Raw genomic sequence first — 22,511 nt, forward strand, 5'->3', positions numbered from 1 at the left:
TTCTGTTCTCAGTCACGGCCCAACAGTACGGCGGTGTCGGCATGAAGCGTGTGTATGCACTGATTGCGACTTGCATCGTGTTGGCTGCCTGTGTATCAACGGGCGTCGACGTGAAGCCGGAGCAATTATCGAACTTCATTCCCGACTTCTCTACCCTTGACGACGTTACCGCGCAGCTTGGGGCGCCCACCTCCACGACGACGCTGCGAGACGGATCCACGATATTGATTTACGCCTTCGCGACCTCAAAGCCTCACCCCGAGAGCTTTATTCCGTTCATTGGCCCGCTGTTTTCAGGCGGTGAGATCCGGTCGTCGACGGTCCTTTTCGAGTTCGACGAGGGTGGGGTCCTCAGGAGCCAGCGCAGGACGACGTCGAGTGGTGCTTCAGGGTTGAGCGTATTGCCGCCCGGCGCGCTGCCTTGAAGCACGTCGACTACCCGGTCACGTAGCAGCAAGGCCGCCCCGGAGCCTGCGGGCTCTGGCACAAGCGCAAATGCGCGCGCCAGGCCCTGCTGCGTCGCAACACGAAAAACCAACCTTTCGGTGGGCTGCGCATCCGCCTGCGCCTGTTGCAATGTCTCCACCGCCGATCACAGGCGGACAGGAGACAACGACATGATCGAACTACAGGGCCGCAACGCCCTCATCACCGGTGCGGCGCAGGGGCTCGGCCTTGCCATCGCCCGGCTGTTCGTCGAACGCGGCGCACGGGTCATGCTGGCCGACATCGACGAGGCCGGGGCAGCCAGCGCCGCGGACGAACTAGGCCCGCAGGCGCGCTTCGTGCCTTGCGACGTTACCAGGAGCGCTGACTGGGCCCGCGCGGTGGAGGCGGCCACGGCCGCCTTCGGCGGGCTCGACACGCTGGTCAACAACGCCGGCATCGAGATCGTCAAACCGCTGTTCGAGCAGAGCGAGGAAGAGGTCAGCCGCCTCATGAGCATCAACGTGATGGGCGTGTTCCTCGGCATGAAGCACACGCTGGGCGCGCTCGCCGCCTCGGGCAAGGGTGCGGTGGTCAACATCTCGTCGCTGGCCGGCACCAACGGCGTGCCGCTGTTCGGCTCCTACGCGGCCTCGAAATCCGCCGTGATCCAGCTCACGCGCACGGCCGCGGCCGAGTTGCGTCCCGCCGGCATCCGTGTCAACGCGGTCTGCCCCGGCTTTGTCAGCACCGCGATGGTGGACCGGCTGATCCCCACCGTGGAAGCCATCGTCGGGGTGCCGTTCAGCGCGCTGGTCGCGGTCAAGCAATTGCGCCTCGGCACGCCGCAGGAAGTGGCCGAAATGACCGCGTTCCTGGCCTCCGACGCCGCCAGCTGGACCACCGGCTCCCACTACATCATGGACGGCGGGCTGTCTGCCGGATTGCTATGAGCAAGCTTCTTCTCCAGGACAAGGTGGCGATCGTCACCGGCGCCGGCCGCGGGCTCGGCGCAGCCATTGCCCGCGCGTATGCGGCCGAAGGCGCCAAGGTCGTCGTGTCGGACCTCGACCTGGCCGCGGCACAGCGAGTCGCGGCCACGCTGCCGGGCGCCAGCGCCGTGGCCTGCGACGTTCGCGTGCCCGAGCAGGTCGAGGCCCTGGTCGCGGCCTGCGTGCGCCAACATGGCCGGCTCGACATCATGGTGCCCAACGCCGGCATCGCCGTGGTCGCCCCGCTCGCGGCGCAAAGCTACGCGCAGTGGCGCGAGGTCACCTCGACCAACCTTGACGGCGTTTTCCTCTGCATCCGCTATGCGGCGCCCGCCCTGATCGCGGCCGGCGGCGGCAGCATCATCACGATGGCGTCGGTCACCGCGAAGGCGGCCTGCGCGCTGATCGGCAGCTATGCCGCGGCCAAGGCCGGCGTGGTGTCGCTCACGCAGACGGCGGCGATCGAATTGCGCGCGCAGAATATCCGCGTCAATGCCATCCTGCCGGGCTTTGTCGACACGGAGCTGGTCAGCTCGCACCGGCTCGAGTTCGAGCAGCAGTTGAACATCCCCGACTTCAACGCCGTCATCGCGCAGCGCCAGGGCCGCTACGGCACGCCAGAGGAAGTCGCCCAGCTCGCGGTATTCCTGGCCTCGGAACGCTCGAGCTTCTCCAACGGCAGCGGCTTCGTCCTGGACGGCGGCGTGAGCTCGTCCCTGCTTTGAACGTCATCCCTTCAAGACTTCAGGAGCCATGCCATGAGCAACAACAAGAAACCCGTCGTCGTCTATGGCGCCAGCGGCTACACCGGCCGCCTGGTGTGCGAGTACCTGCGCGAGTACGGCATCCCCTTCATTGCGGCCGGACGTAGCGCGCAAAAGCTCCACGCTGCCATGCAATCCAATGTGCCCGGCATCGAGACCGCCGACTACGAAGTCGTCGAAGTGCAGCACAACACGGAGGCGCTGACCGAGTTGTTCCGCGGCGCCAGCGTGGTGCTCAACACCGTCGGCCCGTTCGCGAAGTTCGGGCCGGAAGTGGTCCAGGCCTGCCTGGCCGCCAGGTGCCACTACACCGACACCACCGGCGAGCAGGACTGGCTGATCACGCTCGACGAACAGTACGGCGCGAAGTTCGCGCAAGCCGGGCTGCTGCTGTCGCCCGGCCTGGCGCAGATGTACACCACCGGCGAGATCGCCGCGCAGCTGTGCCTGGAGACGCCGGGCCTGGACACGCTGGACATTGCCGTGTTCTGGGGCGGCAGCCCGACCATCGCCTCGACCCAGACCATCCTGGTCAACGCGGCGACGTCCAAGGCTTTCCACCTGCAGCAGAACCGGCTGGTCGAGTGGCAGCCCGACGCGGGCCTCTACAACCTCGCGATCCCGGGCCAGCACGAGATGGCGCTAGCCCTGCCGTGGGGCGGCACCTCGCATCCGGTGTGGTTCCGCAAGGACCCGCGCGTGGCCAACGTCAAGGTGCTGGGCGGGGTGTTCAACAAGCCGCTGATGCTGGGCGTGCCGAAGATCGTCGAGGCCGCCCTCAAGGCCACCGAAGGCATGGACCCGGACGAGCGCTATGCCGCGCTGGCCCAGACCGCGGCCGGCGTGATGAACAGCATGCCGCCGCGCGAAAACCCGCGCCTGAACAAGTCGGTCGACTCCGTGCATGCCTCGGGCCCGCTTGGGCGCGCGCACTGCGTGATCTTCGGCAACTGCAACTACAAGCAGACCGGCATGCTGCAAGCCTATGCCGCCCACGCGCTGCTGCAGCAGGCGCCGAAGCGGGTCGGCTTTGCCTCGGGTTGCCAGGCCTTCGGCCACCATGAGCTGTTGGGCCAGTTGCGCAGCTTTGGCCTGGTGGCAAAGCCCGAACTGATCGTTCACCACTGAGGCGGGCCGGCACCCATGACCAAGGCTGTCTTGCCTCTGCGGAACCTGGCCGATATCGAGGCGCTGGAGCGGCTACCGATCGAGCGCCGGCTGGCGCAGCCGGTGTCGAGCTATGCCGCGCTGCGCCGCGCGGCCGCCGCCACGCCGCGCGCACCCGCCCTCACCTTCGTGGCCTCGGGCGACCCCGCCGACGGCGAAGTGCGTTACGACTACGCCGCGCTTGCCGCGCGCGTCACCCAGGCCGCCAATGCCTTCGCCAGCCTCGGCGTGGGCCGGCGCGACGTGGTCTCGTACCTGCTGCCCAACCTGCCCGAGACGCACTTCACGCTGTGGGGCGCCGAGGCCGTGGGCATCGTCAACCCCGTCAACCCGTTTCTCGAAGTCGACCACATGGCCGGCATCCTCAATGCGGCCGGCACCGTGGTGCTGGTGGCGCAGGGACGCCAGGACCAGGCCGGCATCTGGGAGAAGGTGGAGGCGCTGCGCAGCCAGGTGCCAAGCCTGCGCGCCGTGGTGCGCGTGGGCGGACTGGGCGCCTGCCCGCCCTGGGCGGTGGACTTCGATGCCCTGCTGGCCGCGCAACCCGCCGATGCGCTGAGCGCCGCGCCGCCGCAGGGCGATCACGTTGCTTCCTATTTCCACACGGGCGGCACCACCGGTACGCCCAAGCTGGCGCGGCGCACCCATTTCAACGAGGCAGCCAACGCCTGGGGCGTGGCCACCGCGGTGGCGATGAGCCCGGCGGATACCCTGCTCTGCGGCCTGCCACTGTTCCACTCCAACGCGATGATGGTCACGGGCCTGGCGCCGTTCAGCGTCGGTGCCCATGTGGTGCTGCTGTCGAGCGCGGGCTACCGCGACCCGCGCACCTTCGCGGCCTTCTGGCGCTCGGTGCAGCGCTACCGCGCGACGCTGTTCAGCGCGGTGCCGACCGTGCTCTCGGCGCTGCTCAATGTGCCGCGCGAGGGTGCCGACCTGAGCTCGCTGCGCTTTGCCATCTGCGGCGCGGCGCCGCTCTCGCCCGAGCTGTTCCAGCGTTTCGAGACCGCAACCGGCCTCAAGCTGCTCGAAGGCTACGGCATGACGGAAGCCACTTGCGTCAGCTCGCTGAACCCTCGCGACGGCGAGCGCGCGGTCGGCTCCATCGGACTGCGCATGCCCTACCAGCAGATGAAAGTCGCGCACCTGGGCGCCGATGGCGAGGTGCGCCGCGAGGCCGCGGTCGACGAGATCGGGACCATCCTGCTGCGCGGGCCTTATGTGTTCTCCGGCTACGTCAAGGACAGCGACAACCACGGCGTCTGCCTGGCCGATGGCTGGCTCAACACCGGCGACCTCGGGCGCCAGGACGCACAGGGCTACTTCTGGCTCACGGGCCGGGCCAAGGACCTGATCATCCGTGGCGGCCACAACATCGACCCGGGCATGATCGAGGAAGGCCTGATGCGGCATCCGGCGGTGGAGCTTGCCGCCGCGGTCGGCAAGCCGGACGGCTATGCGGGCGAGCTGCCGATGGCCTATGTGACGTTGCGCAAGGGACAGGCCTGCGAGGCCGCCGAACTGCTGGCCCATGCCCGCGCCACCATCGCCGAACGCGCCGCGGTGCCGGTCGACGTGGTGATCCTTGAGACCATGCCGCTGACGGCGGTGAACAAGATCTTCAAGCCGAAGCTGCGCGAACTGGCGATCGCCAAGGCGCTGGCTGATACGCTGCAAAAGGTCTGCGGCGCCATCGAGGTGCGAGTGGATGTGCAGCCGCACGCAAAGCACGGGATCGAATCGCATGTGGTCGCGCATCGCCCTGCGGGCGCGCATGGCATGGCCTTGATGCAGCGGGCCGAGGCCGAGCTTGGACGCCTGCCACTGCACTGGCGCATCGAATGGCAGGAGGTGCCGGCGTGAGCGCGGGTTGATGCCCGGGCTGACGTTCGATACGCCCGGGTTGACGCCCGATATGGCAAACTGGCCCGCCAAAGATCGACCGGGGACAACCAGCATGGCGCAGCAACGGGCACGTGGAAGGCGGTCGGCCGAAACATCGGCCGCGGTACTGGTCGAGGCCAAGCTGGCTCCGCCGCAACTCTCGGCGCGTCTGCTGGCGCGCCCGCAGCTCTCGAGCCTGCTGCATGCGGGCTTGGCGCAGCGCCTGCTGAGCGTGACGGCGCCGGCCGGCTACGGCAAGACCACGGCACTGGCCCAGTTCGCCGCGCAGCTGGAGCCGCTTGGCATCACCACGGCCTGGCTCAGCCTCGACGCCGAGGATAACGACCCGCTGCGTTTCATGCGCTACCTCGCTGCGGCGCTGCACCATGCCGACGCGCGCCTGGGCCGCAACACGCTCGCGCAGGCCGATGGCGGCAACATGGCGTCGCTCGACGCGCTGGTGACTTCGCTGCTGCACGATCTGCTCGGCCACGACCGGCGGCTGATACTGGTGCTGGACGACTTCCACCTGGTGCAGCACGAAGGCCTGCACCGCAAGCTGGAATGGCTGATCGCCCACCTCCCGCCGAACATCGGCCTGGTGCTGGCCAGCCGCACCCGGCTGCCGCTTTCGGTGAGCCAGTTGCGCTTGCGCGGCGAGCTGCTGGAGCTCGATGCCGTGCATTTCGGCCTCGGCCTGGACGAGGCCGCTGATTTCGTTGGCCGCGTCAGCGGCACGCCGCTCGACCGCGCGCAAGTCCAGACGCTGCATGATCTCACCGAAGGCTGGATCGCCGGGCTGCAGCTGGCCTCCCTCGCGCTGCGCGGGTCCGACGACCGAAGGGCCTTCCTCGCGGATTTCTCGGGCACCGACCGCGACATCACCGACTACCTCGGCGAACAGGTGCTCGACAGCCTGCGGCCCGACCTGCGCGCGTTCCTCCTGCGCACGTCGGTGCTGGACCGGTTTTGCGCCGAGCTTTGCGACGAGGTGCTGGACCGCGACGACAGCCGCGCGATGCTGGCCGAAGTCCAGAGCCGCAACCTGTTCCTCTCGGGCCTGGACCGCTCGCGCACCTGGTTCCGCTACCACCACCTGTTCGCCGACTACCTGCGCGGCCGGGCGCGCGAGCTGCCTGGCGACGCCATGCTCGCGGTACACCTGCGCGCCAGCGACTGGTTCCATCGCCACAAGCTGCCGCATGAGGCCGTGCGCCATGCGTTCGAGGCCCACGACCTGGAACGCGCGGCCGACCTCGTGGCCTCGTTCTCGGGCGAGCTGGTGCAACACCGCGGCGAACACGCCACCTTGCTGGGTTGGCTGACCCGTCTGCCGCAGGCGCTGGTGCATGCGCGGCCGAAGATCCGCACCGGGCATGCCTGGTCGCTGGTGCTCACGCGGCGCTACCCCGAGGCCGAACAGGAGCTGCGCGCCCTCGAAGCCGCCTGCGCGGACAGCGGTGCGGTGGACGCTGCGGTGGACGATGAGGGCGCGCTGCGCAGCGTGATCGAGATGATCCGCTGCGTCTACTGGGCCCATACCGGCGAGCCGCTGCTTGCCAAGTCGCGCAGCGAAGCCTGGCTGCGGAGCTGGCCGCACGCCGACGCCTTCCTGACCGGCGTGGTCGCCAACGTGCTGGCAAGCGGCTGCTGCGAGTCCGATGCCTTCGAGCAGGGTATCCAGGCCCTTGCCGTGGCCAGGCGCGCATTTGAGGAATGCCGCGCCGACTACGGCCTGGCCTGGGCCTCGGCGCTGGCGATGATGATCGCCATGCGCCGTGGTGATCAGCACGAGGCGATGGCACGGGCGAAGGCCGGCATTGCCATCGTTGCGCGCAGCCTCGGTGTCGCGTCGTACGCGGGTTCGATGCTCACGTTGCTGGCCGCCGAAGTCTGCTATGAACAGAACGACCTGGCGCAGGCGCAGCGCTTCATCGACCAAGGCCTGCCCTTCATCGACGAGCACGGGCTGGTCGAGATGACCACGGCTGGCTACCTCACGCGCGCGCGGCTGCTGCGCCTGCGCGGCGAGCACACGGCGGCCGATGCCTGCTTGCTTGAAGGCGAGTCGCTGGGGCACCGGCTCAGGCTGCCGCGGCTGTCGCTGATCCTGGCGGCTGAGCGCTGCACGCTGCGGCTGCAGGCTGGGGCGCCGGACGATGCGCTCAAGCTCGCCCAATCGTATGGCTTCGTCGCGCGTGGTGCGCAGACCGCGCCGCTGCTGGCGGCCGCCGACGAGGACATCGTCTGCCTGATGCGGCTGCGCCTGCGTTTCGCGCAAGGCGCCGGGCCGGGTCCCTTCGGCGCGCTCAACGATGCCATCCGCCGCGCGCAGCGCGACGGCCATCAGGGCCAGCTGGCGCGCCTGCTGGCCCTCAAGGCGGTGCAGCAGCACCGCGCGGGTGACCGGGCGCAGTCAATGCGTACGCTGGACGAGGCGTTGCAGCTTGCCGCGCAGTACGGCTTGCTGCGCAGCTTGCTGGATGCCGATGCCCTGCTGCTCGCCATGGTGGAGACCATGGCCGCGGGCCGCGATGCACTGCAGGGCGCCGCCGATATGCGCGTGCCGCTTGGCTACCTGCAGCAGTTGCTCCAGGCGGCCGGCCGCAGCGTGACGGGCGTGCGCAGCGCGCCGCCCACGCCGGCCGGGACCATGGAGCTGACGGAGCGCGAACTGAAGATCCTGCGCTTGCTCAAGGCTGGCCTGGGCAACCGCGAGCTGGCGCAAAGCCTGTTCGTGTCGGAAGCGACGGTCAAATGGCACCTTCACAACATCTTTGCGAAGCTCGGCGTGCGCAACCGCACGAGCGCGCTGGCGCGCGCGCAGGAAAACTCACTGCTCTGATCCGTGCTGCGCGCGGTCCGGCATCAGCCCGCATGACTGCCCTGAACAGGGTGCGCCGTCTCATTACGCATCCATTGGCTGAACGCCAGGATGCGCGGATCCTGGCTGCTGCGCGCCGGATAGACGAGATGATAGGCATACGCCGGCGCGATGCTCACGCCAATCTCGAATAGCCGCACCAGACGGCCCTGGGCCAGGTCATTGGCGATCATGGGCAGTTCCACGAGGCCAATGGCGGCGCCGTCGATCACGGCCTGCACGACATGGCTCGAATCGGCAAAGGCAACGCACCGGCTGTCGTCGAAATCGTCGACGCCGGCAGCGGCCATCCACATGCGCCAGTCGGGCCAGGCCATGCCGTCGACCGGGCAGTCGACATAGCACAGCGTGTGGCCAAGCAGGTCGCGCGGCGTTTGCAACCGGGCACCGGCTTCGCGCAGTTTCGGGCTGCAGATCGGGACCACAACTGTGTCGAACAGCCGGTCCGAGCACGTGTCTTCGTAGTGCCCGGCGCCAAAGCGGATTGCGATATCCACGTCGTCCGCGTCGAAGTCCCGTACCTGATCGGAGATATCGAAGGTGAGTTCGAGCGTGGGGTTGGCGGCCCTGAACCGCGCAAGCCGGGGCAGCAGCCAGTTGGTGGCGAACATCGCGCCTAGCGAGATGCGCAGATGCGCCGGGCCCCGCGCCATTCTCCGGGCCCGGCTGGTGGCCCGCTGCAAGGTGTCAAGCGCGTCGGCAGCCGCCTCGAACAGGACGGCGCCGGCAGGCGTCAGCTGGATGCTGCGGCTGGTGCGCGCGAACAGCGTGATGCCCAGCTGGTCCTCGATCTCCTTGATCTGGTAGCTGACGGCCGCCGGCGTCAAGCCCACCTCCTGCGCCGCGCGCGTGAAGTTCAAGTGCCGCCCGGCCGCCTCGAAGGTCCTCAGGGCTCGTGTGCCCGGCAGCATTCGCTTCATCGATCTTCAAGCCCTTTTTAATGATCCGGCAAGAAATACTCGTTTCTCAAAGCTTGGTCAATAGCAGATAGTTGCGTCCAACCCTGCGCATGCAGGCGGGACGCGACGTTCGCCAAGCCCATTGCAAGCCACTACCGGAGTCACAGCAGCCCATGTCAGCTAGCCAATCTTCTTTTATCGTTCAACGCAACGGCTTGCCGGCAACGCTCGGCGAGTTGGCCCCCCTCGCCTTTGCCGGCTACGCGCATTTCACCGCGATGCAGGTGCGCGGCGGCCGGGTCCGTGGGCTCGATCTGCATCTCGAGCGGCTCAGCGCTGCCTCGATGGCGTTGTTCGGCCGCGCCTTGCCCGACCATCAGGTGCGTGCCTATCTGCGCGCGGCGCTGGCGTGCGCGCCGGCGGACGTCTCGCTGGTGGCCAACGTGTACTCGCCGGCGGGTGAGTTCACCGTGGCCGGCGCGGATGTCGAGCTTGACGTGCTGGTGCGTACCGGGCCGCCCGCGTCCGGCCCACGGGGCCCGTTGGCGTTGGCCGCCGTCCCCCACGAGCGGGTGCTCCCCGCCCTGAAGCACGTTGGCGAAGTGGCCAAGACGTATTTCCTGCGCCAGTCCGTGAGCAAAGGCTTTGACGATGCCGCCTTCGTTGACGCGCAGGGGCGGCTCAGCGAGGGGACCATCTGGAACCTGGTCTTTTGGGACGGAGAAGCGGAAACGGTCGTGTGGCCCGAGGCCGAGATGCTGGCAGGCACGACCATGGGTATCGTCCGCCGGCAACTGGATTGCCTCGGTGTGCGTCAGCGCGTCCAGCCCGTGACGCTGGCCGATCTGCCTGGCCTGGCCGGTGCGGCGGTGATGAACTCCTGGACGCCGGGGGTGGCGGTGAGCCGGATCGGTTCCGCGCCCATGCCTGAGTCGCCGAGCTTCCTGGCACTGCTTCACCGGGCTTATCAGATGGAGGAACCTGTCTTGCCGTGAGCCCGTGCCAACGATTGCCCATTGCCGCGGATTGCGGTTGAATGGCTCCAGATTGCGTGGCGCCATTGTGGCCAGAAACCACCGGGGCAACATATGCGGGACGGCTCAACGATGAAACCTGACGGCCAGGGCAAATCTCCGGGGCAAGCTGATCGTCGCTCCGTGCTGGTCTGGGACTTGCCGACGCGGCTGTTCCACTGGCTGGCGGTGGTGCTGGTGGCGGGAGCCTATGCGACCTGGCGGCTGAACTGGATGGACTGGCATGTCCGGATTGGCGAAGCACTGCTCGCACTGGTGCTTTTCCGCTTGCTCTGGGGCTGCTTTGGCAGCGAAACCGCACGCTTTCGCAGCTTTGTGGCCTCGCCCGCCGCTGCGTTTCGCCATCTGCGGCATGGCCTGCGCCGCGAGGCCGACGTGCAAGTCGGCCACAACCCGGCGGGCGGGTGGATGGTGCTGCTGCTGCTCGCGTTGATGCTGGGCGAGACGCTCAGCGGGCTCTATATCAACAACGACATCGCGGACAAAGGGCCGCTCACCGAATGGGTGCCCGCGTCGGTCGCCAATGCGATCACGGCGCTGCACACCATCCTGTGGGACGCGCTGCTGGCGGCGGTGGCGTTGCACATGCTGGCCATCGCGCTGTACGCGGTGGCCAAGGGCCACAACCTGCTGCTTCCCATGCTGACCGGCCGCAAACCCTTGCCGGCGCGCATCGCCACGCCGCGACTGGCGTCCGCGCTGCTGGCGCTGCTTCTGCTGGGCGTTGGCGCCGCCGCGGCGGCGCTTCTTACGGCGTATCTCTGAGCTGCGGCGCGGCTTCAGTTGCTCTTCGGTGGCAGCACCTGGCCGCGTATTTCACCGGCCGGATGATCCTTTGTGTGCACGTTGATGTACATCTCGCCGGCAAGGAACTCTTGCGCGTCAGCCGGGGAGAGGGTGGCCTGGCCCTTGAGAGGACTGGTGACCGGCGCGCCCTTCCCGGATAGCCAGACTTTCACCCCAGCATTCTTGCCAGTGGCGGCGGGCCCGTGGAAATGCGCCATGGTGGCCTCGCTGGGCAGACCGTTGAGCGTGACCGTCCAGGTGACAAGCCGTGTGCCGGGGTCATAGGTGAGGTCGGCGGCACCGCTGCCCTTGGTCTCGACAGGAGGCACCTCCTGCGCGCCGGTGAGCGGCACGGTAAACGAGAGTGGCGCCGCCTGCACCAAGGTCATTGACCCCGCCAGGGCGAGGCCGGAGAGCCACATGAGGTTCCGCCGCGAGATTGAAACACGCATTTGATTGTCTCCTGTCGGGTATTGCGGTATTGCGGTATTGCGGTATTGCGGTATTGCACCGGTTGAACAGCAGCCGCCTGCTGCGGTTGCGTGGCGGCGAGCGTACCCGACGCCGGCGCATCCGGCGCCGCGCAAAACGGTCAGCCGACCGGTCGCTGGCACGAGTCCGAGAAAAAGATAGACCGGGCTGCCCGTCAAATCCAGCACCGTGGTGGGCGGCCAGGACTGCATGGCGCCGCGCGCCCGAGCGCTACCCGACTTCCTGCTGGCGCGCTGTTTCATGGTTTAAGCGCCCTGCCCTGGCCGCGGCTGCCGAATGCTCAGCCCGCGGCGGTCTCCAGCGCCGCATCATATTGCCCCAGGCACGCCATGCCATTCAGCCGTGAGCGCTGCAGCAGCGCGAGTTGCGCTTGCGCCGCGTTAGCGGCCTCCCCGCGCCAGGCCAGCAGGGGCGGCTCCTGCAAGGCGCGCCCGTAGGAGAAGGACAGCCGCCAGGGCAACGGGGCGAGCCGGTTCATGGCGTCGAGATTGGCGGTGGCCTCGGTGGGCGTCTGGCCGCCGGACAAGAAGAAGATGCCCGGCACCGCCGCGGGCACCGTGCGCTTGAGCACCTGCACGGTCTGCATGGCAACCTCGGCCGGCGCCGCGTGCCCGGCCTCCTTGCCGGGGAGCACCATGCTGGGCTTCAGCAGCATGTGTTCGAGCACGACCGCATGCCGGTGCAAGGCGTGGAAGACTTCGTGCAGCACGGCCTCGGTAACCTCGGCGCAACGCGCCATGGCGTGCGCGCCATCCATCAGGACCTCGGGCTCGACGATCGGCACCACACCCATCTCCTGGCAGATCGCGGCATAACGCGCCAGCGCCTGCGCATTGGCCTCGATGGCAAGCCGGCCAGGCAGTTTGTCGGACACGTTGTACACCGCGCGCCACTTGGCAAAGCGCGCGCCTTGCTGGCGGTAGACGGCAAGCCGCTTGGCCAGCCCGTCGAGGCCTTCGGTGATCTCGTCGCCGGGTGCGTGGGCGAGCGCGAGCTTGCCCTTGTCCACCTTGATGCCGGGCACGATGCCATGGCGTGCAGCCAGTTCCGGCAGCGGCGTGCCATCGTCGGCGCGCTGGCCCAGCGTTTCCTCGTACAGGATCACGCCGCTGATGTATTCACCAAGACCTGCTGTCGACAGCAGCAGGTTGCGCCACGCCCGGCGGCTTTCCTCGCTCGATGCCACGCCGATGCGCTCGAACCGCTTGGCGATTGTCGCCCCGCTCTCGTCGGCAGCCAGCAGTCCTTTGCCCGCTTGAACCAGGGCATCCACGGTGGCTTGCAGTTCACTGCACGTGTCCATGATGCGGCTCCGTGAAAGTGGCATAGGAACAAGCATTCACGCATAAGCGCATTCGCGCAAGCGAGCCGGGGAGCGTGGCCAGTGCTGATGGTGGCCGAGCGAACACTTCAACACTTCGCGCAGCTTGCCCTTGCCCTGCTCGGGCGTGGCGCGCGGGGCGCAGTCAGGCCCTGGGCATCTGCGCCGCCTTGGACAGCACACAGACAGGCACCGGGTCATCGCGGCCTCGCAGGCGTGCGGCAAGCTGCGGCAGGCCCGCGGCCGAAACGCCGGCTTGCTGGAAGACCTGTTCCGAGACGATTGCCTCGCAAGCCATCTCCTTTGTCAACTGCTCAAGTCTCGAGGCCACATTCAACGGGTCACCAATTGCCGTGAACGTAACGTGATCGCGAAAACCAATCTCGCCCATGACTGCCCGGCCGCAATGCAATCCAATGCCAAAGCGGATCGGCGTCTGCAACTGCTGCTTGAGCGCAGCGTTGAGTTCCTCGATATTGGCGGCAACCAGCGGTACTGCGCTGAGCGCCTGGCGACAGGCCTCGGCCGGCGCGCAGCGCAAGCCAAAGATCGCGAGCACCGCGTCGCCCAGGAACTGGTTTGGCAGACCGCCCGCCTGAACCACCGCGGCGCAGACCGCACTGAGGAAGCGGCTGACCATGAACAGGCTGTCGTACGGCAATTGTGCTGCCGCGAGCTTTGTGGAATCCCGCATATCCACGAACATGAACGCCGCGAACCGCTCTTGCGGCATGACGTCCCGCTGGCGCCGCTGCAGGAAGGCCACCGATGCGGCCGGCGGCACCAGTGGCCACACGGACAGATCATGGGTCGGCCGCAACTGGCAGGCCAGGCGCACGGTCTGCGAATCCGCTCCCAGCCGCTCCAGAACGCGCCGCTCCGCCTCCCCCGGTGCGGGCAGTGGCACAGCGCTGAGCACACGCACCCGGCACAACGTGCATCGGGCACGGCCACCGCAGGTGCTGGCATGGGGCACGCCGGCCATGCGGCTAGCCTCCAGCACCGAGAATCCGAGCGGCGCGAATACCCTTCGCCCGTCCGGATACAGAACACAGAGCCGACCGGCCCGGCGCTCCCGCATCGTCCGTACCAGCCGCGCTGAGAGCACCAGCAGCAGCGCACCACCATCGAAGAGCAAAAAGTCGTTGCGCAGCCCGGCGAGCCAGAGGTTTTGCAACCCCGTTCCGACGATCGTCGTCCGGGTCGCCGCGGCGCGCCAGACGGGATCCTGCGCGAGCGCGATCACTTCCCGTCCGCCCTGCAAGAAGCCGAGCAGCGCGAGCACCGGGATCAGCACGGCGACGCTCAGCAGCACGCTGCGCCACGCCCCGAACCATGGTTTCAAGCGCAACCAGAACCAGATGCCGTAGCACCCATGCAGCCAGGCGACCACCAATAGCATCAGCTGCACGCGGCCGAAGAACGGTGAATCGATCCAGAACGCGTACAGCAACTGCGCGTAGCCCTTGTTCAGGCCGAACGCGGCAAAGGCGACCCGCGTATTCACTATATGGTTGGCAAGCAGCGGCGGTATGCACATGCCGAGGACAAGTTGCGCTACCTCACCCGGGGTCCAATGCAACGAGCGCCGTTCGTACAGAGCCCACAGTCCCAGGAAGAAATGCACCGCCAGCGCGCTGTACAGCACGGCCGTTCCAAGCCATCCCTGCCAGATGAACTTCTGCACGAGCAGACCACGCTCCAGCCAGGCGAGCGAGATATTCCCCAGCGAGTGGTTCAGGAGGTGCGTACCGACATAGGTAAACAGCACCAGTCCGGTGGCCAGACGGGCCGATCGCACACCCGCCGGCCGCCACCGTTGAAGATAGGGAACGTGTGACATGCTACGGGCGGGCCGCGGCCCCGCCCTTTCTATTCAAGCCATCGGTGGATCTGGCAGCGCGTCTTAGCTGTGCGCGCCGTCGGTAAACGGATCGCGCCGATCCGTGATTCTTGCACCGTCGGAATAAACGTCGAACTTGCCTGCTTTCGCGCCATCCGTGTAGGGATCGCGCGGCCCGACGATATGGGTGCTGCTGTCAGAAGTTGGGGGGGGGCTGGACGACTGGGCCAGGGCTGAGAAGGAAGCCAATGCCGCGACAGCGGCCGAGATCAGGATTTTCATGACGAGCTCCAAATGCAGTAGGGATAGCTTCCAAAGCGCATCGGCGTGAAGGCTACGCTTGGGCACGTAACTCGCTTCCGGTTTCCGTGGATATCGATGCATCCCGAGAACGGGTTCGCCGTGCATTTGTAGAACCGCGCGGCCACCCGTTTTATTCCCGCGCCAGCTGTTGACGCGGCCGCCGGCCCAGGGAGATTCCTGTGCCTCGGTTCGCGTTACTCTGCCCTCTAATCCCTGATGCCGCGGATGCATTCTTCCGCGCAGGAAATTGGGGAATAAGCAGACCGGCTCCGCGGTTTACCCGTGCAGAGCGTCTTGCTGCGCAGTCGGGTCGACCACGGGCATCGCTCCCTCGGACAACCAAGGAGTACTGACATGAAATCGAATTCGCTGAATCGGCTTTTCGTGCTGCCCATGCGCGGCTCGCTCATCGTGAGCACTGCGTGGATGGCAACTTCCGTTTGTGTCTATGCGCAAACGCCGCCGGCACCCGCCACGCATCAAGTCACCCGCGCGCAAGTGCGACATGAACTCGAGGAACTGGAGTCGGTCGGCTACAACCCCTCCCAAGGCGACAATGGTGACTATCCCGCCGACATTCAAGCGGCGGAACAAAGGCTGGAAGCCAAACATCAAGCGCAAAGGAATGCGCTGACGGGTGGAAACCCGGCAGCACCGACCGGTGACAGCCAGACCGCACAGACGAAGCCCGCGCCTTGATTGCGGGCGCAGGTCGCACACGGGATCTCGAAACAGGATGCGGTGCCGGGAATAAAAACGGCATGCCGGCGGTCTTGCTGTTAACTCACTGTCGGGCACGGATTGCGGTTACAGCGGAAACTTCACGATGGCCGATCCAGACACCGCGCAGCGCTTCGAGACGCTTTTATTGCCGCATATGAACTCGGCCTTCAATGTTGCGCGTTGGCTGACACATAACGACCAGGATGCCCAGGACGTGGTGCAGGAGGCGTACCTGCGCGCGTTCCGGTTCTTTGGCGGATTCCATGGCGAGGATGCCCGCGCGTGGTTATTGAGCATTGTGCGCAACACCTTCTACACCTGGCATCAGCAAAACCGGGGGCATGCAGCGCAAACCATGATGTTCGAAGAAGACATGCATAGCCTTGAGACGAGTGTCGCCGACCATGACGACAGTCCTGAAGCGATGCTGATACGTAGCCAGAGCCAGAAGCAGGTGCACAAGGCGTTGCTGGGCTTGCGGCTGGAATACCGGGAGGTTGTCGTGCTGCGGGAGCTGGAAGATCTGTCGTACAAGGAAATCGCCACCATCGTGGGCATCCCGATCGGCACGGTGATGTCTCGCCTGGGCCGAGGCCGCCAGCAACTCGCGGCGCTGCTAGCGCCGACGGATCAGGAGGCGTGATGGATCACCAACAGGCGTATGCATTACTGCCGGGCTATCTCGACCAGGAGTTGAGCCTGTCCGAAGCGCTCGAATTCGAGCGCCATCTTGCTGACTGCGAGCAGTGCCAACAGGTCTATGCACAACAGCGCCGGGTGAGTGCGCAGTTGCGCCAGGCGGATTTGCGCGTAGCGGCGCCGCAGGAACTGGTGAAACGCATCAGGGCCGCGCTGCCGGTGCGCCGCCCGCTCTGGCAGCGGCTGGGTGAGCGATTTGGTCGGTGGAGCGGCGGCGGGTCGCTGGCCTGGGCGCCGGCCGGGGCGATGTTGATGAGTGTGGTCGCGTTGACCTGGAGCGTGGGGCTGTACCTCGCGGTGCCATCGAGCGAGACGCGCCTGACCCGGGAACTCGTGGATAACCATATCCGCTCGCTGCAGGTCAATCACCTCTCCGATGTGATCTCAACCGACCGGCATACGGTCAAGCCGTGGTTTGACGGCAAGCTGGACTTTGCGCCGCCTGTGGTTGATCTTGCCCAGCAGGGGTATCCGCTGGTCGGGGGGCGGCTGGACTACCTGAATGGGCGGGCGGTAGCCGTGATGGTCTATCGCTACAAGCTGCACCCGATCAATCTTTATGTGTGGCCGGGCAACGACGCGGGCGCCATGCCTCGCATATACGCGCAGCAGGGCTATCACCTCGCCCACTGGAGTGCCGCGGGGATGAATTATTGGGCGATTACCGATGCCGGCGAAGCCGAGCTGAATGGCTTCATCACGGACCTGCGTGCGCATCCGGCTTCCTAGCCGTCGCAGCGTTACCCATCGCGGGATAAAACGGATGGCACGGCGGCTCACCTGGCGAACCCAATCGGGAGGTCCGAACCACGACCCCGACCATGCTCACGACGATCCTTCGCCCAGCCTCCGCTCGCCGAATAGCTTGCCCTGCACGGCTTCGATTCTGGATGCCGTGATCGCTTCCCTGAGCTTGCGCGCGCGCTGCCGCGTGATCCTCGATCCACCTTGCCAGTCGCCAGGAAACGTATGCGGCGCGGCGCCCTACATCATCCGGTGCGCGAAATGCCCGCGCCGAGCTTCGGCCATGAGGGCGGTGAACTGCTCGGTGCTCATGTGCACCAGTTCCTCATGGTCGCCCGCTTCAAAATAGACGTCGGGATGCGTCAGCAGGCTGTCGTCGAGCCAGGTCAGCGTGCCATACGCCATGCCGACCGGCGGGAGCGCGCCGATGTCGCAGTCCCTGAACACTTCGCGCACGCCATCCCCATGCGCCCGCGACAGCTTGCGGCCGGTTTGTTCGCAGATATCCAACAGCTTGAGCTGGTGGGTGGAAGGGATCACCGCGGCGAGGTAGCCTCGGCTGTCCTCCAGCAGGACAGTTCGGGCGAGCCGGTCTCCGGGGACATACGCCGTCTGCGCAGTTGCCGGGCTGCTTGGGCGAGGAACGGTTTCAAACCGGCTCTGCTTCTTGCTCAGGCATCTTGCCAGCGTGGTAGCCATGGTCATGATTGCAACCTCCGAGCGCTGATCGCTGCAGTTGCTTACGTATCGGAACTATAGGTCAAACACCGGGCCCCAATCGGTGGGGCTAACCCCGGCACGGTTGCGGGCGACCACCAATAGCGATGCACTATTGAGGCGATTGCAAACCTCTCATTTGGTTGAGGAGCGCTTTCAACTATATTTTGTGTGCGGCAGGCCTGCCGACGCAGGCCCCGAGTGGAAGCATTGACGCGGAAATCTTAGAACTCACCCTAGAACCCACGCTAGAACTCACGTTTGGTACGCCTCCGAAGGAGAGAGCATGTCTAACGAAAAGTGCCCCTTCAACCACGCCGCAGGTGACGGCACCACCAACCGGGACTGGTGGCCGAAACAGTTGCGGCTAGAGTTGCTCAGCCAGCACTCCGACAAGTCCAATCCGTTGGACAAGAGCTTTAACTATGCCGAGGCGTTCAAGAGCCTCGACCTTGCCGCAGTCAAGAAGGACCTCGCGGCGCTGATGACCGACTCGCAGGACTGGTGGCCGGCGGACTTCGGCCATTACGGTGGTTTGTTTATCCGTATGGCCTGGCACAGCGCCGGCACATACCGCATCGGTGACGGCCGTGGCGGTGGCGGCCGGGGCCAGCAGCGTTTCGCGCCGCTCAACAGCTGGCCGGACAATGTCAGCCTGGACAAGGCTCGCCGGCTGCTCTGGCCCATCAAGCAGAAATATGGCCAGAAGATTTCCTGGGCCGACCTGATGATCCTCGCCGGGAACGTCGCCCTCGAAACCATGGGCTTCAAGACATTCGGCTTTGGTGGCGGCCGTGAAGACACCTGGGAGCCGGACCAGGACGTCTATTGGGGGAACGAAAAGACCTGGCTGGGCGGCGACGTCCGCTACGGCAAGGACGGCGGCGAAGGTGTGATCGTGGCCGACGAGCAATTGCACGGCAGTGAAGCCAGCCGCACCGACCCCGGCCGCAACCTCGAGAATCCCCTGGGTGCCGTGCAGATGGGCCTGATCTACGTGAATCCGGAAGGCCCCGATGGCAATCCGGACCCGCTCGCCGCGGCGTACGACATCCGGGATACGTTCAGCCGCATGGCCATGGACGATGAGGAGACCGTCGCGCTGATTGCCGGCGGCCACACCTTCGGCAAGACGCACGGTGCCGGTCCCGCTGATCACGTCGGCCCGGCGCCCGAAGCCGCCGGCCTTGAAGAACAGGGTCTGGGATGGAAGAGCAGCTTTGGCACAGGCAAGGGCGCGGATTCGATCACCAGCGGGCTGGAAGTCACCTGGACGACCGCGCCCACGAAGTGGGACAGCGGCTTCTTCGAAAACCTGTTTGGCTATGAGTACGAACTGACCAAGAGCCCTGCAGGCGCCCACCAGTGGGTGGCAAAGAATGCCGGTGAAACGGTTCCGCACGCGCACGATCCGTCGAAGAAGCTCAAGCCGACCATGCTGACCACGGACCTGTCGCTGCGCTTCGACCCCATCTACGAAAAAATCTCGCGGCGCTTCATGGCGAACCCCGAGGAATTCGCCGATGCATTCGCCCGCGCCTGGTTCAAGCTGACCCACCGGGACATGGGACCGCGCGCCCGCTACCTCGGCCCGGAAGTCCCGGCCGAAGAGTTGCTCTGGCAAGATCCCATTCCGGCGCTGGACCATCCGCTGGTCAATGACCAGGACGTGGCGGTGCTCAAGCAGAAGATCCTGGCGTCGGGGCTGTCGGTCTCGGAACTGGTGAAGACTGCCTGGGCATCGGCATCGACGTTCCGCGGCTCCGACAAGCGCGGCGGCGCCAACGGCGCGCGCATTCGCCTGGCTCCGCAGAAGGACTGGGCGGCCAATGAGCCGGATCAGCTGGGCAAGCTGCTAAAGACCCTGGAAGGTATCCAGAGCGAGTTCAACAGTGCCCAGTCGGGTGGCAAGAAGATCTCGATGGCTGATCTGATCGTGCTGGCGGGCGGCGTCGGCATCGAGAAGGCAGCGGAGAAGGCCGGGCGAAAGCTCACCGTACCCTTCTCGCCGGGCCGCATGGACGCTTCGCAGGAAAAGACCGACGTGCAATCGGTTGGCGCCCTCGAACCGGCGGCCGATGCCTTCCGCAACTACCTCAACCCGAAGGTTCGCGCTCCGGCGGAAGCGATGATGCTGGACAAGGCGCAGTTGCTGACCCTGACCGCGCCCGAAATGACGGTGCTGATCGGCGGCCTGCGCGTGCTGAACGTCCATACAGGCAAGGATGCGCATGGCGTCTTCACCGACCGCCCGGAAACGCTGACCAACGACTTCTTTCGCAACCTGCTCGACATGGGCGTGGAATGGAAACCGCTCGCCCAGAATGTGTTCGAGGGCCGTGACCGCAAGACGGGACAGGTCAAGTGGACCGGATCAAGAGTGGATCTGGTGTTCGGCTCAAACTCTCAACTGCGGGCCTTGAGCGAAGTCTACGCAAGCGAGGACGGGGCGGACAAGTTCGTCAAGGACTTTGTCGCCGCCTGGGTCAAGGTGATGAACCTCGACCGCTTCGATCTGCGTACATAGCGTTAAGAAAGGGGCAAACAAGCGGCAAACAAGGGCGCCGGACCACGTCCGGCGCCCTTCCGGGCCAATCGTCAATTGCCAATTGATCGTGGTAGATTCGATCGTCATCCTCTATCACGTAGCCTTATGTCGCCACCCCGTTGAACGCAAAGCGTGCAACCAACGTGCCATGCCGAATCAATAACCGGCCGCCAGCCCGGTGTTGCGGCGCGGGTCGTTGGCGCCATAGAAGCGGTTGTTGCCGACCGGCTTGCCACCGAGAGCCGGTGCGCCGACGATGATCGTCGCCAGGTGGTTGGCAGGCTGTGGCGGGCCGAGCCGATGCCCCATGTCCTCCAGGATCTTGCGCGTATCCGGGGACAAAGCGTAGTCCTCCACATTGGTCAGGTCCGGCAGCCATTGCTGATGAAAGCGCGGCATGTCCACGGCTTCCTGCACGTTCATGTTGTAGTCGATGGCGTTGATCATGGTCAGCAGTACAGCCGTGATGATACGACTGCCGCCTGGCGTGCCCACCACCATCACCGGCTTGCCGTCCTTGGTAACGATGGTCGGACTCATCGAGGACAGCGGGCGCTTGCCTGGGGCAATGGAGTTAGCTTCGCCCTGGACAAGGCCATACAGGTTCGGCACGCCGACCTTGGCGGTAAAGTCGTCCATCTCATCGTTCAGGACCACGCCTGTCGTGGCCGCAGTGACCTTCGCGCCAAACCAGTCGTTGAGCGTGTACGTGACGGAAACGGCGTTGCCATCCTTGTCGGCAATTGAGTAATGCGTGGTGTTGCTGCCTTCATGCGGCTCCACGCCGGGCTTGATGTCCTTCGAAACGCCTGCCTTCTTCGGGTCGATTGCCGCGCGAATCCTGGCGGCGTAGTTCTTGTCCAGGAGGCGGTCCAGCGGGTTTTTCACGAAGTCCGGATCACCCAGGTAGCTGTTGCGATCGACATAGGCGTGGCGCATGGCTTCGATCTGGTAGTGCACGGCCTGCGCAGAGTGGTAGCCCAGTTCCTTGAGCGGGTAGCCTTCCAGAATGTTCAACATCTCGCAGATAACCACGCCGCCCGAGCTCGGCGGAGGTGCCGACACGACGTGATAGCCGCGATAGTCGCATTCGACCGGCGCAAGCTCGCGCGTCTTGTAGGCGTCAAGATCTGCCTGCGTGATCAGGCCCTTCCCAGCCTGGCTGGAGGCGACGATTGCCTTGCCAACCCAGCCTTGGTAGAAGCCTTCGGTTCCCCCGTTACTGATCGCGCGCAGCGTCTTGGCAAGGTCACGTTGAACCAGCTTCTGGCCCACCTGGAACGGTTGCCCCTTGTTCAGGAAGATTGCGCCGGAGGCAGGGTCTTCCTGGAAGTCCTTGGTTGCGGTGAGCAGCATATCCACATCGCCCTGCTCTAGCGTGAAGCCGTTCTCAGCAAACTTGACGGCAGGGGCAATCAGGTCCGCGCGCTTCATCGTTCCATACTTCCGGCGAGCGTACTCCATGCCGGACACGGTGCCGGGCACGCCCACGGCCAGATGTCCCTTGGTGGAGGCGCCCTTGATTACGTTGCCGTCCTTGTCCAGGTACATGTTCGCGGTCGCACCCTTCGGCGCAACCTCCCGGAAATCAAGGAATGTCTTGCGGCCGTCGGCCAGTTGGATGGTCATGAATCCGCCACCGCCGAGGTTGCCCGCGGCCGGATACACCACCGCCAGGGCGTACCCCACCGCCACGGCGGCATCGACAGCGTTGCCACCGCGCTTGAGCACATCGACTCCAACCCTGGTAGCCAGGTGCTGCGCGGTGACGACCATGCCGTTCTCGGCGGCGACCGGCGCCACCGAAGCAGCGTACGACGACGGCGCGAAGCTCGTCGTCAGACAAAGGGATGCAATCGCGGTGAACCACCGCAATCCTGATCTCGGATTCATGGAGTCTCCTGATGAATGCTGCGCAACCGAACCCTGCTAACGACATCGCACAAGACGCCAATGCATAACCTTGCCTATGGTCTGGTTTTGGCAAGTATGAGAAGCACCGGGCGCAACACGGCACCCGGACATCATTCGCGGCGCTTGTGGCGCACAATCTTCTCATAAAGGCTCCCTCCGCTCCAAGGGGAGAGATTCCGTTCGGCATCTGATGATGTTGGCCGGGCCGGCCGGGAAGAGACCTCGGTCATCGGGCAGCCGGCCGTCGCTTCCCGACTGCGGATTCAACCGGTCTCCGCGACGGCAATGTCCGTTCTCAAATTCTAACGGCCCTTCGTTTACGCCGGGGCGCCTGCCGTTTATCGGCCAAGTCGTTCACTTGACCAAACACT

The 22,511-nt window shown here is 65.7% G+C and carries 19 protein-coding genes; 12 read left to right on the top strand and 7 right to left on the bottom strand.

Annotated features, from left to right (window positions below):
• Positions 1 to 41: 41 nt before the first annotated feature.
• The 6 genes from F7R26_RS16430 to F7R26_RS16455 all read left to right on the top strand — a co-directional run bounded on the left by F7R26_RS16430 (position 42) and on the right by F7R26_RS16455 (position 8,078).
• Positions 42 to 425: an META domain-containing protein gene (locus tag F7R26_RS16430; RefSeq protein WP_150990910.1), complete on the top strand. Its 384-nt coding sequence runs from the start codon at positions 42 to 44 to the stop codon at positions 423 to 425.
• A 192-nt stretch (positions 426 to 617) separates the two neighbouring features.
• The gene (locus F7R26_RS16435; RefSeq protein WP_150990908.1) at positions 618 to 1,379 is read left to right on the top strand and encodes an SDR family NAD(P)-dependent oxidoreductase; all 762 of its coding nucleotides are present in this window, start codon (positions 618 to 620) and stop codon (positions 1,377 to 1,379) included.
• Positions 1,376 to 2,143: an SDR family NAD(P)-dependent oxidoreductase gene (locus tag F7R26_RS16440; RefSeq protein WP_150990906.1), complete on the top strand. Its 768-nt coding sequence runs from the start codon at positions 1,376 to 1,378 to the stop codon at positions 2,141 to 2,143. The genes F7R26_RS16435 and F7R26_RS16440 overlap by 4 nt, the downstream gene beginning before the upstream one ends.
• Positions 2,144 to 2,176: 33 nt before the next feature.
• Positions 2,177 to 3,310 carry a DUF5938 domain-containing protein gene (locus F7R26_RS16445; protein WP_150990904.1) on the top strand — a complete coding sequence of 378 codons (1,134 nt, stop codon included), beginning with the start codon at positions 2,177 to 2,179 and terminating at the stop codon, positions 3,308 to 3,310.
• A 15-nt stretch (positions 3,311 to 3,325) separates the two neighbouring features.
• Positions 3,326 to 5,212 carry an acyl-CoA synthetase gene (locus F7R26_RS16450; RefSeq protein WP_150990902.1) on the top strand — a complete coding sequence of 629 codons (1,887 nt, stop codon included), beginning with the start codon at positions 3,326 to 3,328 and terminating at the stop codon, positions 5,210 to 5,212.
• 94 nt (positions 5,213 to 5,306) lie between these two features.
• Positions 5,307 to 8,078: a LuxR C-terminal-related transcriptional regulator gene (locus F7R26_RS16455; protein ID WP_170301977.1), complete on the top strand. Its 2,772-nt coding sequence runs from the start codon at positions 5,307 to 5,309 to the stop codon at positions 8,076 to 8,078.
• 23 nt (positions 8,079 to 8,101) lie between these two features.
• On the opposite strand, the gene gcvA is transcribed toward F7R26_RS16455, so the two are convergent.
• Complete coding sequence (gene gcvA / locus F7R26_RS16460) at positions 8,102 to 9,037, bottom strand: transcriptional regulator GcvA (RefSeq protein WP_150990898.1); 936 nt, start codon at positions 9,035 to 9,037, stop codon at positions 8,102 to 8,104.
• Positions 9,038 to 9,189: 152 nt separating this feature from the next.
• Here gcvA and F7R26_RS16465 point away from each other — a divergent pair, with 152 nt between their 5' ends.
• Both F7R26_RS16465 and F7R26_RS16470 read left to right on the top strand, forming a co-directional pair.
• Positions 9,190 to 10,011, top strand: a complete 822-nt coding sequence (locus tag F7R26_RS16465) for an aminotransferase class IV family protein (RefSeq protein WP_150990896.1) — start codon at positions 9,190 to 9,192, stop codon at positions 10,009 to 10,011.
• Positions 10,012 to 10,122: 111 nt separating this feature from the next.
• Positions 10,123 to 10,815, top strand: coding sequence for a cytochrome b/b6 domain-containing protein (locus F7R26_RS16470; protein ID WP_150990894.1), 693 nt, complete (start codon positions 10,123 to 10,125; stop codon positions 10,813 to 10,815).
• A 14-nt stretch (positions 10,816 to 10,829) separates the two neighbouring features.
• Here the strand turns inward: F7R26_RS16470 and F7R26_RS16475 are convergent, their stop codons facing one another.
• The 4 genes from F7R26_RS16475 to F7R26_RS16490 all read right to left on the bottom strand — a co-directional run bounded on the left by F7R26_RS16475 (position 10,830) and on the right by F7R26_RS16490 (position 14,774).
• Positions 10,830 to 11,288: a CHRD domain-containing protein gene (locus tag F7R26_RS16475; protein ID WP_150990951.1), complete on the bottom strand. Its 459-nt coding sequence runs from the start codon at positions 11,286 to 11,288 to the stop codon at positions 10,830 to 10,832.
• A gap of 320 nt (positions 11,289 to 11,608) precedes the next feature.
• On the bottom strand, positions 11,609 to 12,631 hold the full coding sequence (locus F7R26_RS16480) for a class I fructose-bisphosphate aldolase (RefSeq protein WP_150990892.1): 1,023 nt from the start codon (positions 12,629 to 12,631) through the stop codon (positions 11,609 to 11,611).
• A gap of 163 nt (positions 12,632 to 12,794) precedes the next feature.
• Positions 12,795 to 14,492 carry an adenylate/guanylate cyclase domain-containing protein gene (locus F7R26_RS16485; protein ID WP_241754346.1) on the bottom strand — a complete coding sequence of 566 codons (1,698 nt, stop codon included), beginning with the start codon at positions 14,490 to 14,492 and terminating at the stop codon, positions 12,795 to 12,797.
• A gap of 63 nt (positions 14,493 to 14,555) precedes the next feature.
• Positions 14,556 to 14,774, bottom strand: a complete 219-nt coding sequence (locus F7R26_RS16490; protein WP_150990890.1) for a hypothetical protein — start codon at positions 14,772 to 14,774, stop codon at positions 14,556 to 14,558.
• 375 nt (positions 14,775 to 15,149) lie between these two features.
• On the opposite strand from F7R26_RS16490, the gene F7R26_RS16495 reads away from it, so the two are divergent.
• The 3 genes from F7R26_RS16495 to F7R26_RS16505 all read left to right on the top strand — a co-directional run bounded on the left by F7R26_RS16495 (position 15,150) and on the right by F7R26_RS16505 (position 16,946).
• Complete coding sequence (locus F7R26_RS16495; protein ID WP_150990888.1) at positions 15,150 to 15,494, top strand: DUF4148 domain-containing protein; 345 nt, start codon at positions 15,150 to 15,152, stop codon at positions 15,492 to 15,494.
• A 127-nt stretch (positions 15,495 to 15,621) separates the two neighbouring features.
• Positions 15,622 to 16,161, top strand: coding sequence for a sigma-70 family RNA polymerase sigma factor (locus F7R26_RS16500; protein WP_150990886.1), 540 nt, complete (start codon positions 15,622 to 15,624; stop codon positions 16,159 to 16,161).
• Positions 16,161 to 16,946, top strand: coding sequence for an anti-sigma factor family protein (locus tag F7R26_RS16505; protein WP_150990884.1), 786 nt, complete (start codon positions 16,161 to 16,163; stop codon positions 16,944 to 16,946). The genes F7R26_RS16500 and F7R26_RS16505 overlap by 1 nt, the downstream gene beginning before the upstream one ends.
• 255 nt (positions 16,947 to 17,201) lie before the next feature.
• Here the strand turns inward: F7R26_RS16505 and F7R26_RS16510 are convergent, their stop codons facing one another.
• Complete coding sequence (locus F7R26_RS16510; protein WP_150990882.1) at positions 17,202 to 17,666, bottom strand: aminoacyl-tRNA deacylase; 465 nt, start codon at positions 17,664 to 17,666, stop codon at positions 17,202 to 17,204.
• A gap of 298 nt (positions 17,667 to 17,964) precedes the next feature.
• On the opposite strand from F7R26_RS16510, the gene katG reads away from it, so the two are divergent.
• On the top strand, positions 17,965 to 20,205 hold the full coding sequence (katG, locus tag F7R26_RS16515; RefSeq protein ID WP_150990880.1) for a catalase/peroxidase HPI: 2,241 nt from the start codon (positions 17,965 to 17,967) through the stop codon (positions 20,203 to 20,205).
• Between the two features lie 177 nt (positions 20,206 to 20,382).
• On the opposite strand, the gene ggt is transcribed toward katG, so the two are convergent.
• Complete coding sequence (gene ggt, locus F7R26_RS16520) at positions 20,383 to 22,119, bottom strand: gamma-glutamyltransferase (RefSeq protein WP_170301976.1); 1,737 nt, start codon at positions 22,117 to 22,119, stop codon at positions 20,383 to 20,385.
• Positions 22,120 to 22,511: the final 392 nt, after the last annotated feature.

The organism is Cupriavidus basilensis, assembly GCF_008801925.2.
In the GTDB taxonomy this organism is placed as follows: Bacteria; Pseudomonadota; Gammaproteobacteria; order Burkholderiales; family Burkholderiaceae; genus Cupriavidus; species Cupriavidus basilensis.

Coding starts and splice junctions, on each gene's coding strand:
- F7R26_RS16430 (WP_150990910.1), top strand. CDS start 42: ATGAAGCGTGTGTATGCACTGATTGCGACTTGCATCGTGTTGGCTGCC.
- F7R26_RS16435 (WP_150990908.1), top strand. CDS start 618: ATGATCGAACTACAGGGCCGCAACGCCCTCATCACCGGTGCGGCGCAG.
- F7R26_RS16440 (WP_150990906.1), top strand. CDS start 1,376: ATGAGCAAGCTTCTTCTCCAGGACAAGGTGGCGATCGTCACCGGCGCC.
- F7R26_RS16445 (WP_150990904.1), top strand. CDS start 2,177: ATGAGCAACAACAAGAAACCCGTCGTCGTCTATGGCGCCAGCGGCTAC.
- F7R26_RS16450 (WP_150990902.1), top strand. CDS start 3,326: ATGACCAAGGCTGTCTTGCCTCTGCGGAACCTGGCCGATATCGAGGCG.
- F7R26_RS16455 (WP_170301977.1), top strand. CDS start 5,307: ATGGCGCAGCAACGGGCACGTGGAAGGCGGTCGGCCGAAACATCGGCC.
- gcvA (WP_150990898.1), bottom strand. CDS start 9,037: ATGAAGCGAATGCTGCCGGGCACACGAGCCCTGAGGACCTTCGAGGCG.
- F7R26_RS16465 (WP_150990896.1), top strand. CDS start 9,190: ATGTCAGCTAGCCAATCTTCTTTTATCGTTCAACGCAACGGCTTGCCG.
- F7R26_RS16470 (WP_150990894.1), top strand. CDS start 10,123: ATGAAACCTGACGGCCAGGGCAAATCTCCGGGGCAAGCTGATCGTCGC.
- F7R26_RS16475 (WP_150990951.1), bottom strand. CDS start 11,288: ATGCGTGTTTCAATCTCGCGGCGGAACCTCATGTGGCTCTCCGGCCTC.
- F7R26_RS16480 (WP_150990892.1), bottom strand. CDS start 12,631: ATGGACACGTGCAGTGAACTGCAAGCCACCGTGGATGCCCTGGTTCAA.
- F7R26_RS16485 (WP_241754346.1), bottom strand. CDS start 14,492: ATGTCACACGTTCCCTATCTTCAACGGTGGCGGCCGGCGGGTGTGCGA.
- F7R26_RS16490 (WP_150990890.1), bottom strand. CDS start 14,774: ATGAAAATCCTGATCTCGGCCGCTGTCGCGGCATTGGCTTCCTTCTCA.
- F7R26_RS16495 (WP_150990888.1), top strand. CDS start 15,150: ATGAAATCGAATTCGCTGAATCGGCTTTTCGTGCTGCCCATGCGCGGC.
- F7R26_RS16500 (WP_150990886.1), top strand. CDS start 15,622: ATGGCCGATCCAGACACCGCGCAGCGCTTCGAGACGCTTTTATTGCCG.
- F7R26_RS16505 (WP_150990884.1), top strand. CDS start 16,161: ATGGATCACCAACAGGCGTATGCATTACTGCCGGGCTATCTCGACCAG.
- F7R26_RS16510 (WP_150990882.1), bottom strand. CDS start 17,666: ATGACCATGGCTACCACGCTGGCAAGATGCCTGAGCAAGAAGCAGAGC.
- katG (WP_150990880.1), top strand. CDS start 17,965: ATGTCTAACGAAAAGTGCCCCTTCAACCACGCCGCAGGTGACGGCACC.
- ggt (WP_170301976.1), bottom strand. CDS start 22,119: ATGAATCCGAGATCAGGATTGCGGTGGTTCACCGCGATTGCATCCCTT.